At 40.7% G+C, this 17,596-nt stretch carries 16 protein-coding genes; 8 read left to right on the forward strand and 8 right to left on the reverse strand.

The window, feature by feature from the left end:
- The 5 genes from A9Y75_RS28505 to A9Y75_RS26520 form a co-directional block, all read right to left on the reverse strand.
- Positions 1-191: hypothetical protein (locus A9Y75_RS28505; RefSeq protein WP_177176186.1), on the reverse strand; the 191-nt coding region annotated here is incomplete at its 3' end.
- A gap of 591 nt (positions 192-782) precedes the next feature.
- A complete protein-coding gene (gene ilvD, locus A9Y75_RS13865) occupies positions 783-2,474 on the reverse strand; it encodes a dihydroxy-acid dehydratase (RefSeq protein WP_071190159.1) in 1,692 nt (563 codons plus the stop codon).
- A gap of 115 nt (positions 2,475-2,589) precedes the next feature.
- Positions 2,590-3,360 (reverse strand): pentapeptide repeat-containing protein, encoded by a 771-nt coding sequence (locus tag A9Y75_RS13870; RefSeq protein ID WP_071190160.1) that lies wholly within the window; start codon positions 3,358-3,360, stop codon positions 2,590-2,592.
- Between the two features lie 83 nt (positions 3,361-3,443).
- Positions 3,444-3,572 (reverse strand): hypothetical protein, encoded by a 129-nt coding sequence (locus tag A9Y75_RS30190; protein WP_269086303.1) that lies wholly within the window; start codon positions 3,570-3,572, stop codon positions 3,444-3,446.
- 680 nt (positions 3,573-4,252) lie between these two features.
- Positions 4,253-4,471 carry an ATP-binding protein gene (locus A9Y75_RS26520; protein WP_343232441.1) on the reverse strand — a complete coding sequence of 73 codons (219 nt, stop codon included), beginning with the start codon at positions 4,469-4,471 and terminating at the stop codon, positions 4,253-4,255.
- 149 nt (positions 4,472-4,620) lie between these two features.
- Between A9Y75_RS26520 and A9Y75_RS13880 the strand changes: the two genes are divergently transcribed.
- From A9Y75_RS13880 to A9Y75_RS13890, 3 genes are all read left to right on the forward strand, one after another.
- Positions 4,621-5,853, forward strand: a complete 1,233-nt coding sequence (locus A9Y75_RS13880) for a general stress protein (RefSeq protein ID WP_071190162.1) — start codon at positions 4,621-4,623, stop codon at positions 5,851-5,853.
- 114 nt (positions 5,854-5,967) lie between these two features.
- A complete protein-coding gene (locus tag A9Y75_RS13885) occupies positions 5,968-6,435 on the forward strand; it encodes a BON domain-containing protein (protein WP_071190560.1) in 468 nt (155 codons plus the stop codon).
- A 156-nt stretch (positions 6,436-6,591) separates the two neighbouring features.
- On the forward strand, positions 6,592-7,035 hold the full coding sequence (locus A9Y75_RS13890; RefSeq protein ID WP_236721408.1) for a CAAD domain-containing protein: 444 nt from the start codon (positions 6,592-6,594) through the stop codon (positions 7,033-7,035).
- Positions 7,036-7,408: 373 nt separating this feature from the next.
- Here A9Y75_RS13890 and A9Y75_RS13895 read toward each other — a convergent pair whose 3' ends face one another.
- The 3 genes from A9Y75_RS13895 to A9Y75_RS13905 form a co-directional block, all read right to left on the reverse strand.
- A complete protein-coding gene (locus tag A9Y75_RS13895) occupies positions 7,409-8,095 on the reverse strand; it encodes a hypothetical protein (RefSeq protein WP_071190164.1) in 687 nt (228 codons plus the stop codon).
- A gap of 209 nt (positions 8,096-8,304) precedes the next feature.
- Positions 8,305-10,374: an S-layer homology domain-containing protein gene (locus A9Y75_RS13900; protein ID WP_071190165.1), complete on the reverse strand. Its 2,070-nt coding sequence runs from the start codon at positions 10,372-10,374 to the stop codon at positions 8,305-8,307.
- Positions 10,375-10,435: 61 nt separating this feature from the next.
- Positions 10,436-11,674: an RNA-guided endonuclease TnpB family protein gene (locus tag A9Y75_RS13905; RefSeq protein WP_071190166.1), complete on the reverse strand. Its 1,239-nt coding sequence runs from the start codon at positions 11,672-11,674 to the stop codon at positions 10,436-10,438.
- A gap of 336 nt (positions 11,675-12,010) precedes the next feature.
- Here A9Y75_RS13905 and A9Y75_RS13910 point away from each other — a divergent pair, with 336 nt between their 5' ends.
- The 5 genes from A9Y75_RS13910 (at position 12,011) to purU (ending at position 17,523) form a co-directional block, all read left to right on the forward strand.
- A complete protein-coding gene (locus A9Y75_RS13910) occupies positions 12,011-12,997 on the forward strand; it encodes an ABC transporter ATP-binding protein (protein ID WP_071190561.1) in 987 nt (328 codons plus the stop codon).
- Entirely contained in the window at positions 12,998-13,810 is an 813-nt protein-coding gene (locus A9Y75_RS13915) for an ABC transporter permease subunit (protein ID WP_071190167.1), read from the forward strand.
- A gap of 112 nt (positions 13,811-13,922) precedes the next feature.
- Positions 13,923-15,914, forward strand: coding sequence for a Gldg family protein (locus A9Y75_RS13920; RefSeq protein ID WP_071190168.1), 1,992 nt, complete (start codon positions 13,923-13,925; stop codon positions 15,912-15,914).
- Positions 15,915-16,039: 125 nt separating this feature from the next.
- A complete protein-coding gene (locus A9Y75_RS13925; RefSeq protein ID WP_071190169.1) occupies positions 16,040-16,657 on the forward strand; it encodes a DUF4340 domain-containing protein in 618 nt (205 codons plus the stop codon).
- Between the two features lie 14 nt (positions 16,658-16,671).
- Entirely contained in the window at positions 16,672-17,523 is an 852-nt protein-coding gene (purU, locus tag A9Y75_RS13930; RefSeq protein ID WP_071190170.1) for a formyltetrahydrofolate deformylase, read from the forward strand.
- Positions 17,524-17,596 lie beyond the last annotated feature (73 nt).

The following is a 17,596-nucleotide window of genomic DNA, read 5'->3' on the forward strand; positions in this document are numbered from 1 at the left end:
CTGGTAGGGAAGGGGGCTGGTAGCAGTAAATTGTTTTCAGAAGCCAACATCAATAATGCTGCATTCAAAATAGGAGCGCCAATAATTATAGGTAAGAGGCTACGAATAATAACTCCACCTAAGTAAGGACTCATCACCACTTTCATCCAACCCCCTTCAGGACAAGCTAATAAAATTGCTATCCCTAGCAATGTCAAACCACAAAACCAATAAAAGCTGTGATCATGCCCAGTTTCACTGAGAGGATGTTTTAAAAGTTTTTAATGTATAAATAAACCCCTCTCCAAACCTCTCCCCGACGCGGGGAGAGGCTTTGAAACCCCCATTCCCTGGTAGGGAAGGGGGGCTGGGGGGTTAGGTTCTTGGAAATTATTGGTTTCATCTAATACTTTTCAAACAACCTCTGAGAGTTTACGAGCTAATAAATTCAGCTTTATATACGAACTAGTCACGTTAATTCAATCCTGCTGAGGAAATAGCCACATCAGAAAATGTACAAAAATTTGATATTTTTTGACTATGCAAGAATTACTTATATTTCTTTTTTTATTGCTACAGCAAATATAGCTTAAGCTTACGCCTAACGTGCAATCTATCTTTAGATCTATTTTTATAAAATCAACAAATTTATACCATGTGGGTTGCAGAATAAAAGTCTTAAAACCTGATTATTTAGTAGGGTGGGCAATGCCCACCAACAATTTTTTAAAAGGGACAAGATGTGAATAGAGACGTTCCATGATTAAGGATTCTCGTCTCTACATTCTTTTTCACTCCTATGCCTAATTAGCAAACAAGTCCAAATCTGTGACTGCACCAACACTACTAGAAGCTACTAATTTGGCATATTTCGCCAAAACGCCTTGAGTATAACGAGGTGCGGGAGGTTGCCAATTAGCACGACGACTAGCTAGTTCTGCGTCTGATACATTCACTTGCAACAGGCGAGCATTAGCGTCAATCGTGATACTATCACCTTCTTCTACTAGGGCAATATTCCCGCCCACTGCGGCTTCTGGGGCTACGTGTCCAACTACCATCCCGTAAGTACCGCCCGAAAAGCGTCCGTCGGTAATTAAACCCACTGAATCACCTAAACCAGCACCAATGATTGCTGAGGTGGGAGCCAGCATTTCTCGCATTCCGGGTCCGCCTTTGGGGCCTTCGTAACGAATAATAATCACGTCACCAGCTTTAATTTTACCTGCCAAAATTGCATCTAAGCAAGATTCTTCTGATTCAAATACCCTAGCTGGGCCAGTAATTGTGGGTTTTTTCACGCCTGTAATTTTGGCGACTGCACCTTCTGTGGCTAGGTTGCCTTTGAGAATGGCTAAATGACCTTGGGCATACATTGGGTTATCCCAAGGACGAATTACATCTTGATCGCTGCGTGGTTCTACTGGTATGTCTGCTAAAACTTCGGCTACGGTTTCACCGCTAATTGTTATACAGTCACCATGCAATAAGTCATGGGCTAATAGCATTTTCATGACTTGAGGAATACCACCAGCTTTGTGTAAATCTGTGGCGACATATTTACCACTAGGTTTTAAATCACACAATACAGGCACACGTCCGCGAATAGTTTCAAAGTCGTCTAAATTTAGTTCTACACCAGCTGCGCGGGCGATCGCTAGAAAATGCAAAACGGCATTGGTGGAACCACCTACTGCCATAATTACCGAAATGGCATTTTCAATGGATTTGCGGGTGATAATTTGCCGGGGTAATATCTGCTTACGAATGGCTTCGACTAAGACAAAGGCAGATTTTTCGGTGCTATCCGCTTTTTCTGCATCTTCGGCAGCCATCGTCGAGGAATATGGTAAGCTCATGCCCATAGCTTCAAATGCTGAAGACATGGTGTTAGCTGTGAACATTCCCCCACAGGAACCTGCACCAGGACAAGCGAGAGTTTCCACTGCTAATAGTTCTGCTTCGTCAATTTTACCAGCGCTATATTGACCAACCGCTTCAAAGGAACTGACAACGGTTAAGTCTTTGCCGTTATAGTGTCCGGGTTTGATTGTACCACCATAAACAAAGATCGCGGGGATGTTCATGCGAGCCATCGCTAACATTGCCCCTGGCATATTTTTATCACAACCACCAATAGCCAGCACACCATCCATACTTTGTCCGGTACAGGCAGTTTCAATGGAATCAGCGATGACTTCCCGCGACACTAGGGAATATTTCATCCCTTCGGTTCCCATAGAAATGCCGTCACTGATGGTAATCGTACCAAACATTTGCGGCATTGCGCCGGCACTTTTCACCCCACTTTCTGCTCTTTGTGCGAGTTTATTAATCCCCATGTTACAGGGGGTGATGGTACTGTAACCATTGGCAATACCAACAATAGCTTTGTTGAAATCTTCGTCTTGAAAACCAACTGCACGCAGCATAGCCCGATTTGGCGATCGCTGTACACCTTGGGTAACAACTTTACTCTTTAAATTATCCGACATCTATGTTTTTTCCTTCTGAGCCATCATCGCTATTATTGCGATTGTTGTAGATATTGATTGTCTCAAAAATTAGTCCTTAGTTATTAGTTTAAAATCTAGCTTTTGGACTTAGGAGTCAAAAAGGTAGAAATTGCAACAATACTGAACCCAGACTACCGACAAAATCCATAAAACTGGGTTTACCAGTAGTGACTTTTTCACCATAAGGTGTTTTCAGTTCGAGAATAAAAGCTTGTGCTGTTAGCGCTCCCTCAGCATTTTTTTGTTCTTCAAACAGTTTGGCTGCGGTTTTAGCATCTTCTAAGGCGTTTTTTCGGTCTAAGCTTTGGTAACTAGCTACACCACGAGATAAATATGCTCCTGCGTAGTCTGGTTTTAGTGCGATCGCTTGACTAAAATAATCAATAGCTGGTTTAAGGTTGCCTTTTTCGGCTGCTGCTACACCCCAACCATAAAATTCTTCTGGTTTAGCAATTTGTGAAGGTATACCAACAGCACCGTGGAAGTTAGTATTCTTAAGATTAGCATCAGTCAATTCTACATTCACCAAATAGGTATTTCTCAAATCAGCACTCGTTAAATTTGCACCGCTGAGTTTAGCCTCGCTTAAGTTAACACCAAATAAACTAGCTCCAGTCAAGTTTGCACCCCGCAAATCAGCACCACTCAAGTTTGCACGGCTGAGGTTAGCACCTGCAAGATTCGCACCGCTTAAATTGGCTCCTGATAAGTCAGACATGACTAAGCCTGCATTGCGGAGGTTACAGTTGTGACATTGTTTAGTTGCTAATAACTGTTTTATAGCTTCATAATTTGATGTTTGTGCGGTTGCAGGCAAGCTGATAGTTAGCAAAAATGCTGCTGTATATAGAATTGGGTTTTTCATACTCGGTGTCAAAATATATCTGATGAGGTCTTAATCGTAATTGATTTAGATTGATACTTCATAGATGATATTCATAATCTCAATCAATCGACTACCGTATCTGCCTCTGATACAGATTTATCATTGGTTTGGCGACTTTGAGTCAGAGTAAAAGCCTCTTGATGGTGTGAAGTTGTTTTGGCGAGCTTATGGCTGGAAGCAGACCGACCCATATCCGTAAACAGGCTGAATGTAAATGTTAGAATAAATGCCAGTAATAATTTTTCTATCATCAGCTTAATACCCCCTCAATCAGTCAATTACCACTTAAATGCTGATTTTTTTTATTGAAATATAGTTTATCCTTCTATTTTAAGATATTAGGTGATAGTTTTATCATTTATCAATGATTGAAAACGAAGACCAGTGTGATATGTATCACCTCAATCTCTCTCCTGATTTATTAGTTAAGGTCTATTTTACTTGATGATGCTAAATTCCTAGTTTAGGAAAAAAGAGGTAATACCTTTCTTAAAATGAAGCTACATAGAATAATATCTCAACGACAACTACCGCAAATAAACACAGATAATTCAATACATTTAATAATTACAGCAGATTGCAGATCAATGAGGTACAGAATCAAATTGTTGGGGATAGTAGCTAAATATTTAGGTACTGCACCAACAATGGATAATCTGTCGAATTTGGCATTTTGTTCGTAAGTATTCAGGATAGAGAATACAGAAGAAGCTACGCAGACCTGCGGTTCAGGAGAATAAAGGCTTTTTTAGTAAACTTTGATGATTTTGATAAAATCTCACCTATCTCTATTCTTCATTTCATAAGCATTCTGACTCCTGAATCCTGACTCCTGACTCCTGAATTCTGCTGTATTAATTTTGTTCTTAAATTAAGTATCGGAAATTGCTATCCCTGGATAACGAGGTAGGGATACAGTAATCTTTGTACCTATTTGTTCTTTACTTTCCAGTGCAATCTTTCCTTGATGAACTTCCACACATTTTTTCACTATTGCAAGTCCTAAACCAGTGCCTTTAATATCACCGACAACAGCCTCACCTAACATTGGTATAACATCAGGAATTAGGGTGCGGCTCTTTTTGTTGATGCCTACTTTACAGTTTTTCTATACCTAATGATAGAACTTGAACTTCCTCCAATAGATTGATGAAAACCTAATTAAACAATGTAGTAATAGAGCTATTGCCTGGAATAAATTCGGGAATAAATCTTTTATATTTTGGGAGAAATACAAGTATGGTTATAGGTGTACATAGACGTGCTGTAGGCGTATTTTCCCATCGTCGTGATGCGGAACAAGCATTGCATGAATTGAAAAATTCAGGCTTTGCAATGGATAGAGTTTCTATTATCGCCAAAGATAAAGATGACAGAGACGGGATTGCTGGTACACAAGTCACAGAGAAAGTTGGAGATAAGTCGGAAGAAGGTGCAAAAGTTGGCGGGATTTCTGGTGGTACTGTAGGTGGATTGACCGGCTTATTAATTGGTCTTGGGACTTTAGCAATTCCCGGAATTGGACCAATCATGCTGGCTGGAGGATTAGCAACCGCCTTAGCCACAACGCTTGCTGGTGCTGGTATTGGTGCAGTAGCAGGTAGTTTAATTGGGGGTTTAATTGGTTTAGGAATTCCCGAAGAACGAGCCAGAGCTTATAACAAAAGAGTCGAAGAAGGAGCTTATTTAGTTATCATCGATGGTACAGATGCGGAACTTTCTAGAGCAAGAGAAATTCTTCATCGTCGGGGAATTGAAGACTATGAAGTTTATGATCACCAGAATGTTGCACACCCAACTAGTGCTGTTCATCACGATGTAAATGTACCTGTTGTACCTGTGCAAACTACCAGAAGAGCAATAGGGGTATTTTCTCATCAGCGAGATGCGGAATCAGCACTAAGAGAATTACGAAATGCTGGTTTTCCAATGACGCAAGTATCTTTAATTGCTAAAGATGGAAATATCCGTGAGAAATCCGGAATAGGTAATAAAGCAGACGAGGGGTTAAAAGCTGGAGCAGCTACAGGTGGTGCTTTAGGTGGATTAGGTGGGTTATTAGTTGGCCTTGGGGCTTTAGCAATTCCCGGAGTAGGTCCGGTAATCGCAGGTGGTGCAGTAGCTACAGCTTTGGCCACAACCCTAACTGGTGGCGCTGTAGGTGCAGCAGTTGGCGGTATTGCTGGGGGACTTGTTGGTTTAGGAATTCCGGAAGAACGGGCGCGAATTTATAGCGATCGCTTTCAAAAAGGTGATTACTTATTAATTGTTGATGGCACAGAAGCCCAAATTCACCAAGCCCAAAACATTCTCCAACGCCTGGGAATTGAAGAATTTGCCATTTATGATGCTCGTGATGTTGGCAAACATCAACCTAGTTTTGAGCAAGTACAACAAGTTGAAAATGTTCCTAGCCATCACCCTGGAGAACCGCCAATAATTGTGATTAATCATCGAGAGAAAACTGTTTAATTCCTCTCTCTGGGGAATCATTTTAGGAGCAAAATAGTTATGATTTTGCTCTTATTTTCCACCCATGTGACTCCAAAAACTAACATTTTCTCATTTATATCACGACCTAAACAAATGAAAAAACTAACTTCTTTCTTAATTGGTGCAGTTTTACTTTTGAGTGCAGCTTCTTGTGATAATACTTCCAAGACAAGTGTCACTGCACCTGATGCTGGAGAAGTTCCAGCAAGTCCGGCTGCACAAACTACACAAGATGCTAAAGAAGATGCCCAAAGTGAACTCCGCAGAAGACAACTCAATTCTGATATTCGCGCTCGTGAAGAGCGAAATCTAGCTACTGGTGGTGATACTGATAGAGCCGCCGCCGATTTGGCAAGTGAAGTCCGCTCTAAATTAGAGGCTAATATTCCTGGTGGTGTATTAACAGTTAATGCGACTAAGGAGGGGACAGTTACAGTAGCAGGAACTGTGAGCCAGCAAGATCAATTAGCCAAGATTGAACCTTTGGCAAAAGAAATTAAGGGAGTAAAAAATGTAGTTGTCAAAGCTAATGTTGTACCACCAACAAGCGAAACCCGTTAACAGTTAGCATCTCATGGCAAAGGTGGAAGATGTGAGTCAGACAATTTAGATAAAGTTCTCTTTTCACAGAGAACGAATTTTGACTTGGGTATTTTGAGTCTAGACTGGTATATTAATTTAAGTCCAGTTACTTATCAAAACTGTTGTGGCCGCCAAATGGCAAACATTATGGAAACTCAACAACAGCAACCAGGATCAGCTAATTCAGTTTCTTCTCAAGATTTGTTAGCTCTTGAGGGTGTAGACACTGCAAATTTGCCAAAGCTTCCGCCGGCTAAGGAACCTGAATCCCAATGGCAGCGAGTTAGCAGACAAATTTTCGACTTCTTAGAGCAACTACCTGATTATTTAGGTAGTATTTTGAACAAAAACAAGCAGGCTCTATTCACCCTTGTTTTCATCTTATCTGCCCTTGTGACAGTCAAGGTAGCTCTAGCCGTGCTAGATGCTATTGATGATGTCCCGTTGTTAGCACCCATTTTTGAGATAGTTGGTTTAGGTTATGCCATCTGGTTTACTTTCCGGTATCTCATCAAAGCTGAAACACGGCAGGAATTATCGCAGAAAGTTAGTTTGTTAAAACAACAACTTTTAGGTTAAAAATTTCCAGCGCTGTGAAGATAAATTTATCAGCTAATTTAAGGTGGGGTAGGCACTGTCTACCCTACCTTTTTTGTAACAATTCAGGAGTCAGGAGATGGGGCGACGCGGAGACGGGGGAATCTCACAAGGGTAGGTTTTTTACAATGGGTGAAGGCTGGACTTGGAAGACAAGGAGGGAAAGAACGAGTTTTATGCCACTGCCTGCCATCCATCACTCTTGACTTCCGATACGTAAACTGTACCAGAAAATATCCCCAAGTTCTGGTTCTAAATCAGTCACAATCAACCAAGGATCTTGATAACCTACCCCTGTGAGATCACCCCATCACCCTATCACCCCATCCCCGCGTCTTCCCATGCCCCTGCCCCATTACACAGCAAATTCCGGTTCTTCTCCTGACATCGCTTTGAGTTTGGATGTGAAGGATTCAGAGCGATCGCTCCTTTGAGGCGTAAACTGTCCAATGGGGGGGTTATTAGCACTTTCTGGCAACTGTTTTGGCGGCTTGGCTGGAATCAAACTCCCCTGAGTAATCAGCTTTTGACTAACAACTGTCGCTAACTGCCGCTTGCTAATATCCGTCGCCACTTTAAAAGAAGGAGATGTTAAAACGCGCCCTTCTTCCTCACTATTTGCTAAAGAGTGAGTGGGAATCTTACTTTCTTGGTAAGCAGTCCCAACTTTAGCAGGGATCAATTGAGCATTTTTTGTTTGTTCAATCGGCGGTGCTTGTGGTAACTGTGGTAATACTGGTGGAGATATTTTGGTTAAGCTTTCCGGAAATTTGCTGCAAATCAGGCGTTCAAATTCCATATTGAAATGATAAATCACCTGTCCCCGCCGGAGCCAAAAAGTTAAAATTTGTTGTACTGATATTGCTTTATAACGACCTTGATACAGTGCTTCAACCACTGCCAAGTGTAACCAATGCAGCGGGTATTCTCGTCGCCAGCTGTTAATTAATTCACTGGCACTATACCCACTGAGTTCAAAACTATAATGAACTAATAATTTAGCGGCTAATTCTGCGGACGTATCTGGGGCTGTTGTTAGCATGGGGTTGTTAGTTCCAGGCAATAGGTATAAATGTTTCACCCATCGCATCTAGCCTAGCGTCTTTTTAGCTACATGAGCGTTTTCTCATCAGCTGCAAATTTGATAGGCAGTGTTTTTCATTCTACTTGTCAATTGCTGATATGCAAAATAATATAGTAGAACTTGGACGCGGGGACGCGGAAATAGAGGGACACATCCTCCCCATCACCTTACATCAGTCCTATATAGGGTGAATTAATGGGTTTAGTACGCTTTAAGGCAACTAATGCCTGATATATCATAGCTGCAACTTCTGCCCTTGTAGCATCCCTTGTGGGTGCAAGTAATTTAGGATCTGGATAATTAACAATCATTTTCTGTTGGGTGCCAGTAGCGATCGCACTTCGGGCATATTCAGGAATAGACTTTTTATCGCTGTAAGCTAGTGAGACATTATGATCAGCCGCTGGTAGTCCTAATCCGTTCACCAGGGAAACAATCACCTGTAGCCGTTGCACATTCTGATCGGGGCGAAAGGTGCGATCGCTAAATCCGCTCACAAAACCACCTCTGGCAGCTGTTTGAATGGCCTTAGCTGCCCAAAAACCTGGCGGGACATCAGTAAATTCTGTGGCTTGGCGTTTGGCTATGGGGTTAAAAGCGGCCGCGACTAAAGCTGTATATTGAGCGCGAGTCATGGGTTTATCTGGTCGATAACTCCCATCTGCAAAACCTTGAGTTAAGTTCATACTCACTAAGGCGCGGATAAATGGTTCTGCCCAATGTCCTACTAAATCAGAGAAAGAGGGAATCTCTGTTTCTGGTTTGACAATATAAGGAGAAGAGATGGCTTCTACTTCACCTCTAGCGACTAAAGCTTGATAAATTAAAGCTGTCACCTCAGCACGAGTAATTTCTCGTAATGGTTCTAGTAATTCTGTTTGCGGGTAATTAACTACTAATAATTTTTGCGTAGCAACTGTAACTGCATTGATAGCATAACTGGGAATTTGAGCGCGATCGCTATACACTGTTAACCCATTGGGATTGCCACCGGTCAATTTTAAACCATTGACAATTGATACTATTGCCTGAACCTTGGTTAAATTCTGCCCAGGTCGAAATGTCCCGTCGGGAAAGCCACTGAGAAAACCCCCATCAACTGCACTGGCAATAGCAGCAGCAGCCCATAAGTCAGTTTTTACATCTTTAAATTTATCTAATTTCTTACTAGTCAGTAGTTGAAAAGTTTTGGTAATTAAAGCCGCATATTGAGCGCGGGTAATTGGTGTGGATGGTTGAAAAGTACCATCAGGAAAGCCGCTAATCAAACCTTTGTTAACTAAGGCTTCTACAAAAGCCGCCGCCCAATGGCCATCTAAGTCAGAAAAACTGCTGCTAATTCCCACTTGACTGGGCGTTTCTGCTGTAGCGGCAATAAATTCCACCAATCCCTTCACCTGACTAGGATTCAACAGATTACCAACAGAAGTTAATTTTTGGGATGATAAATTTTGGACATCAAATTCTCCTTGATCCCGGAAAATATTATCAGCCGGATCTTGGGCGCTACCTAAGTCGGGAACAGCGTTACCATTTACCAATAAACCACCTTGGCTATTTTTGGTAATCATATTTCGCCGTAGTACAGGACTTGCATCACGAGAAAGTGCGATCGCTATCCGGTTTTCTGAAAGCTTATTATTTGCCACCAGTGGCGCAGCAAAATCACTAATTGCTATTCCTACAGGGTTATTTTGAAAACTATTCCGCAGCACTTCCCCCTTGCTATTACGTGCCATCATTAAACCACTGGACACATTCTGCACAAACAGATTATCTAGAATTGCAGGTTTAGCATTACCAGTTGTAAATATGCCTTCCCTTCCACATTTACTGAAGGTATTATTAGCCAAAGTTGGTGCTGTCGATTCAATCCAAATACCTGTACCCTTAGAGATAGAATTAGTCACAGTTACACCCAACAGACTGGCATCACCTAGCAACAGCATAGTAATATTTTGCAGACCAAAACTAGGACTTTGATACTCACCACCCCCAGCAATTAAAATTCCCTGACCTTTATTAGCTTCGTTACCCACCACTAACATCTGGGCTGGAATAATCAGCGGAAACGATTCACCACTAGCCGTGCTGTAAGTTCCTGGTGCTAAGTGAATAATTGCCGGTGTTGTGGTAACTTTGAGGGCGCGGGTAATAGTTTTAAAAGGGCTTAACCGGGAGCCAGCATTAGTATCATTACCTGTCACAGGGTTGATATAGATTGTGGCAACAACCATAATTTATAATTTATACTTTGTAATTTATAGTTTATAGTTCCAAAAAGCATAGACAAATATCTCATGCCGTTTGTTTGCCGGGAATAACCCCAACAGGGCGTACTACAACGCCCCCTATCCCTAGACTAAACGCTGTCGGGACTACTTTTCTTAAAATATTCAAACTACCATTTACATCAGCGTGAATCAGTTTACCATTACCTGCTTTATAAAGCTTAGTTCTGATTCTTCGACCACTAAATTTAACTTCTTTCGAGTCAGCTTCTCCATAAGTAGGAATGGCATCTTGGTCTAAAAAAGAAGCCACACTCGTGTAAGACTCCTCAGAAACCAATACCTTTATCCCTACTAATTTCGCCTTATAACTTAACTGCTGCACAAATCTACTATGAGGAATACAAACAAAATTTTGATTATTTCTGCTGCCCAAATTAGCATTTTGTTTCCACAGTGGATTTTGACCTATTACTAAAGTCCCAATCCCCTGCTTCACTAAATGGTCGATAACTAACCTACTCGCTTTATGCAGATAATCATCTACTCGAAAATTCCGGCTTTTAGTTAAACTTTGCAGTTGTTTAGATGTCTTTTGATGACTTGGTAGTAAAGATTGTAAATTGGCTTTTCTTTGATTGTAATAACGATTAATTGATTTGATAATCCGCCCAGAAACCAGAACTGGTACAAATCCCGGCTGGTTAGATGTTAAAGTTGCTAGATTATCTATGCCTAAATCAATCGCTGCTATAGAATTACAGTCTAAACCATAATCTATTTCCTCCTTGTCATAAACCACTTCTACCACATAATGGTCAATTTTTGGGACAATCCTCACTTGATTTAGATGTACATAGTCTACTTTCGTAGTCATGTAAATCTGTGTTTGTGACAGATGAATCACACCTGCTTTCATTTTTGGTTTACTCACTGCCTGGGCTGTGTAAACTAATAAATGTCTGCCTTTTTCTTTGTGTTTATATTTGGGTAATTTTGGTCTACCTAAAAATTTGGATTTATCTGCTGTATAAGCTTTAATTGCTGCAAAAAAACTTAACCAGTTGCGATGTAGTCCTAATAATACTTGTTGGGACACCTTCCCAGGTAAAGCTTGATATGGTTCTGTTGATTTTAATTGTTTTGCTAAACAATTGTAATCGAGATATTTTTGAGCAAGAATAAAGCTTTGACGGATGTGGAAGTTAGCATAATTGTAGAGGTTTTTGGCAGCAAAACATAACTGATCTATCTCCTGATAGTGGGGATGATTTTTTTGAATGATATGCCGCTCCACCATCTGCATAGACTAGCTTACCGATATAATAACATGATTGTATATACTATCACGTTTAGTTACTTGCGCCAATAAGTTTATGCTCATTCTCTGGCTTGAGTTTTGCTCTATCCCCATCTATTAGCTGGTTTCACTGTTATGAATGACAATAGATGGCAATATTTGTCTATAGATTTGGCTACAGTATTGACAATACTTTATAATTTCTGCTTTTGGTTTGTGTTTCAGTTTTTTGATATGGGTCAAATAATTCGGCGCAGCCTTGTGACATTTTTCCCTAGTCCCCAATAACTTGAAAAAAATGTCAATATTGTGGATGTTAAATTGCAACCAACCACAACACCAATGATAGAAGTTGAACATCTCAGTAAAATTTACGGTTCTACCTCAGCCATTACTGATGTTACCTTTAATGTCGAACCAGGAGAAATCTTAGGTTTATTAGGGCCAAATGGCGCAGGTAAAACTACAACCATGCGAATTTTAGCTGGCTATTTACCAGCAACCAACGGTAAAGCCAAAATAGCAGGCTATGATGTCCATGAAAACTCCCTCGCAGTCCGGCAAAAAATCGGCTATTTACCGGAGACACCACCTTTATACCCCGAAATGACAGTTGAGGGTTTTCTGCACTTTGTAGCCCGAATTAAGGGGGTATCGGCAGGCGATCGCGCCCTCAAAGTCCAAGCAGCCATGCAACGCTGCAACTTAGAAGAAAAACGCAAAGTCATAATTCGCAAACTTTCTAAAGGCTATCGTCAAAGAGTCGGCATTGCCCAAGCCATAGTTCACGACCCCCCAGCCATCATTCTCGACGAACCCACCGTTGGACTTGACCCCCGCCAAATCATCGAAGTGCGAAACTTAATCAAAAGCCTGGCCGGAACCCACACAATTATTCTCTCTACCCACATTCTCCCAGAAGTGAGCATGACCTGTAACCGCGTTGCCATCATCAATGGCGGTAAAGTCGTAGCCACTAATACCCCAGAAAGCCTGATGACACAATTGACAGGAGGTTCTGGATATGCATTAGAAATTACAGGAGAAGCTGCACTGGCAAAACAGGTATTGCAAAATGTATCTGGTGTAATTCTGGTAGAATCAATGCCGACAAGTTCTCAAAACCGCGCTTCTATGCGGGTAATATCCCAACCCGGAACAGAACCAGGAAAAGATATTGCCGCGACTTTGATTCGGGCAGGATTTGGTTTATATGAAATGCGGCGAGTCAGCGCTACCCTAGAAGATGTGTTTTTGCAACTGACCACAGAAGAAAAGAATTTACCCCTGGAAGTAGACTTAACAGACACAGAAGGAGAAGCCGCATAGATGGGTATAGTACTAGCTAATATCATTGCCATTTATCGCCGAGAACTACAAAGTTATTTTGTATCGCCTTTAGCTTATGGTATTGCTGGCATCTTTTGGTTTATCTCCGGCTTATTCCTCGTCATGATTTTGCTAGGCCCTGGAGGTATTTTGCCCACAGTTGCAGCCTTTGACATTCAAGGACAACAAATAGGAGTCCCAGTACCGCCCATAGATGTCCCCTATGAATTTGTACGGGCCTTTTTAGACCGCATGGGGTGGCTGTTATTATTTATCCTACCCATACTTTCAATGGGACTTTATGCCGAAGAACGCAAACGGGGAACATTAGAACTATTAGCCACATCACCAATTACCAATTGGGCTGTAGCCGTCGGGAAATTATTAGGAGTGCTAACATTTTTGATCACATTGATTTTACCCTTATTAGGATTTGAAGCGATCGCACTCAGCAGTTCAAATCCCCCTATGTCACCCATAATTCCCTTACTCGGTCACTTAGGATTAATCTTACTAGCCGCAGCCATCTTATCTTTAGGAATGTTTATTTCCTCATTAACAGACAGCACACTTTTATCAGCCGTCCTCAGCTTCGCAGTCATAATTTTGCTGTTATTTATTGATGCAATCGGCAAAAGCATCCCCGGTCCCATAGGACAAGCATTAAGTCATCTTTCCCTAATCAAACATTACAACACCCTAGTTCAAGGAATTTTTGACACCAGCGCCTTAATATTATTTGCCAGTTACATTATTTTAGGCATCTTTCTCACAGCCCAATCAATTGATGCACTCCGCTTTCAAAGACAGTAGAGGCATAATCTTCTCCACCCAATCACCAATAGATATCTGCCCAAAAATAATTTCATCTGCGTTTATCTGCGTTTAATTATTCCTAGCATTATTACAAAATTCAAAATAAATAATGATTAAAAAACAAACTTGGAAACTTATATTTTGGCTAGGGCCATTCTTCATATCTGTCGGCGTAACGGCAGGTATCATCACCCAAAAATGGGGATTAATTCCATTAGCATCGATAATTACAGGTTTAATGATTTGCGGTTTTTGGATAATATTACAAAGTCGCCAGAGTAAATGGTGGAAACAGCGTTCTACCCAAACAGGTACAAATGCCGTGGTTGCGACTTTAGCAGTGTTAACCATTTTGGGATTAATCAACTTTTTAGGTATTCGCTACCACCTGCGGGCAGACTTAACCGAAACACAGTTATTTACCCTCGCCCCCCAATCTAAAGAATTACTGAGTACATTGCCACAACCAGCTAAAGTGTGGGTGTTTGCAAGAGATAAAGATCCTCAAGACCAAGAATTACTAGAAAATTTTCAACGTCAAAGTCCAAAATTTAAATTTGAATATATTGACCCTCAAATTAGACCAGGACTAGCAGAAAAATTTGGTGTTAAAGATTTTGGTGAAGTATATCTGGAATTTGAAAATAAACGGCAATTAGTGCAAACAGTCAATGAAAATGAACGCCTCTCAGAAATAAAGTTAACTAATCGACTTCAACAAATCACCACCAATACTACCGCAAAAGTTTACTTTCTCCAAGGTCACGGCGAACACCAACTTACACCAGGAAAAGGTGCAATTTCCCAAGCCGTTCAGGGATTAACAGACAAAAACTTCACCGCTTCACCATTGAACTTAGCAGAATCTTCTCAAGTTCCTGAAGATGCATCTGTTGTGATTGTAGCCGGCGCAAAACGAGAATTTTTTGAGGGTGAAGTCAAAGCTTTACAAGACTATCTTAATCGTGGCGGTAATTTACTGTTAATGATTAACCCCAATACCAACCCTAAAATTGATAGCTTGCTAAAAGATTGGGGTGTGGTATTAGATAATCGTTTGGCTATTGATATCTCTGGACAAAGTTTAGGACTTGGGCCTGCTGCACCTCTAGTCACAGAATATGGACAGCATCCCATTACTAAAGATTTCGGTAATGGTATTTCTTTTTATCCCCTAGTTCGACCTTTAGTAATTACTCCAGTTTCTGGTATTGAATCTATTGCTTTACTCAAAACTAAACCCTATCCTAACAGTTGGGCAGAAAGTGACCAGCAAAACGAAAAATTAGAGTTTAATGAAGGTAAAGACCTCAAAGGTCCTCTCACTTTGGGTGTGGCGTTAAAAAGAAATTTACCAGCCCAAGTTATCCCCACTCCAACAACTTCCCCAACTCCAACAACTTCCCCAACTCCAACAACTTCCCCAACTCCAACAACTTCCCCAACTCCAACAACTTCCCCAACTCCAACAACTTCCCCAACTCCAACAACTTCCCCAACTCCAACAACTTCCCCAACTCCAACAACTTCCCCAACTCCAACAACTTCCCCAACTCCAACAACTTCCCCAACTCCAACAACTTCCCCAACTCCAACAACTTCCCCAACTCCAACAACTTCCCCAACTCCAACAACTTCCCCAACTCCAACAACTTCCCCAACTCCAACAACTTCCCCAACTCCAACAACTTCCCCAACTCCAACAACTTCCCCAACTCCAACAACTTCCCCAACTCCAACAACTTCCCCAACTCCAACAACTTCCCCAACTCCAACAACTTCACCAACTCCAACAACTTCACCAACTCCAACAACTTCCCAACCTACTCCTAAAGAATCGCGGTTAGTAGTATTAGGCAACTCGGATTTTGCTACAGATGGTTTATTTGAACAACAATTAAATGGGGATGTATTTCTGAATTCAGTCACTTGGTTGAGTCAGCAAGATCAGCAACCTCTTTCAATTCGCCCCAAAGAACCAACAAATCGTCGTATCACCATGTCAACCACCCAAGCAAATATTTTAATCATATGTTCTTTGTTGCTTTTACCGTTAATTGGTTTAACAACAGGCGGTATTATTTGGTGGAAACGAAGATAGATATTAGTTACTGAGGAGATAGGGAGATAGGGAAATGGGGACGCGGGGACGCGGGGACGCGGAGAAAATGAAGAATAACTTAATTACCTATTCCCAATGACCAATGACCAATGACTAATGACTAAATGAAACGCACCACTTTAATTTTGATACTTTTAGCCCTGGGTTTGGGTGGTTTTGTTTACTTCTTTGAAACTAAAAATTCAACTCAGCAAGAAGAAACTAAAAAACAAAAACAGCAGGTTTTCTCTTTTGCTGCTGATGATATTCAGTCATTAACAGTAAAAACCAAAGATTTCACTTTAAATCTAGAACGTAGCAGTAAACTTGAACCGCCAAAATGGTTAATCAAATCACCAATATCAGAACCTGCCAATGATGCTATTGTTTCTTATCTGCTCGATTTATTGGTGAAAGGTAAAAGTGAAAAAACTTTATCAACTCCAGTTAGTCAACTCCCAGAATTTGGTTTAGATAAACCCCAATCAACTATCGATATTAAACTCAAAAACCAGCAAACCCATCAGTTAATTTTAGGAAAACCTAATTTTAACAAGAGTTTTTTATATGCTCAAACTGACCCCAATATTCAACAAAATGGTAATATAAATCTATTGTTAGTATCTCCAGATTTTAGCAATGCCGTAAATCGTCAATTATCCGAATGGAAACAAAACGGAAATAATCTTGAATCACAGCCTTTACCTCTTCTTCCTTTACCAACTCCCACCAATAGCAAATAAGTAATATTTATCTAATGAAGTCAACAGCAACTTTACTAATTTCCTGTCCTGATCAACGGGGATTAGTTGCCAAAATTGCCAATTTTATCTATGCTAATGGTGGTAATATTATCCATGCAGACCAACATACAGATGCTGCTGCTGGGTTATTTCTCACCCGCATAGAATGGCAGTTAGAAGGGTTTAATTTGCCGAAAGATTTGATTGAACCGGCATTTAATGCAATTGGTCAACCTTTAGGCGCTACATGGCAATTACACTTTTCTGATACTGTTCCGCGTCTAGCTATTTGGGTAAGTAAACAAGACCATTGCCTTTTTGATTTAATTTGGCGACAACGCGCTAAGGAATTTAATGCTGAAATTCCCATAATTATCAGCAACCATCCAGATTTACAGGGAGTAGCAGAACAATTTGGGATTGAATATCATCATCTTCCCATTACTAAACATAATAAACTAGAACAGGAAATTAAACAACTTGAATTATTAAAAAAATACCAAATTGATTTAGTTGTTTTAGCAAAATATATGCAGATTGTCAGCGCAGATTTTATTAAACAATTTCCGCAAATTATTAATATTCATCATTCCTTTTTACCGGCTTTTATTGGTGCAAATCCCTATCATCGAGCTTTTGAAAGAGGTGTGAAAATTATTGGAGCAACAGCACATTATGCTACTGCTGATTTAGATGCGGGACCAATTATTGAGCAAGATGTGGTGCGGGTGAGTCACCGTGATGAAGTCGATGATTTAGTGAGAAAGGGTAAAGATTTGGAGAGAGTTGTGTTAGCTAGGGCAGTAAGATTGCATTTACAAAATCGCGTTTTAGTGTATGGAAATCGGACTGTCGTGTTTGAGTAGAGATTAAAAAAATAACTTTGACAAAGAGTACTAGCCTTAATTGAAGCGGATTGATTTATAACTGAGGATAATT

Origin of the sequence: Trichormus sp. NMC-1 (assembly GCF_001858025.1) — a bacterium.
Classification (GTDB): domain Bacteria; phylum Cyanobacteriota; class Cyanobacteriia; order Cyanobacteriales; family Nostocaceae; genus Anabaena.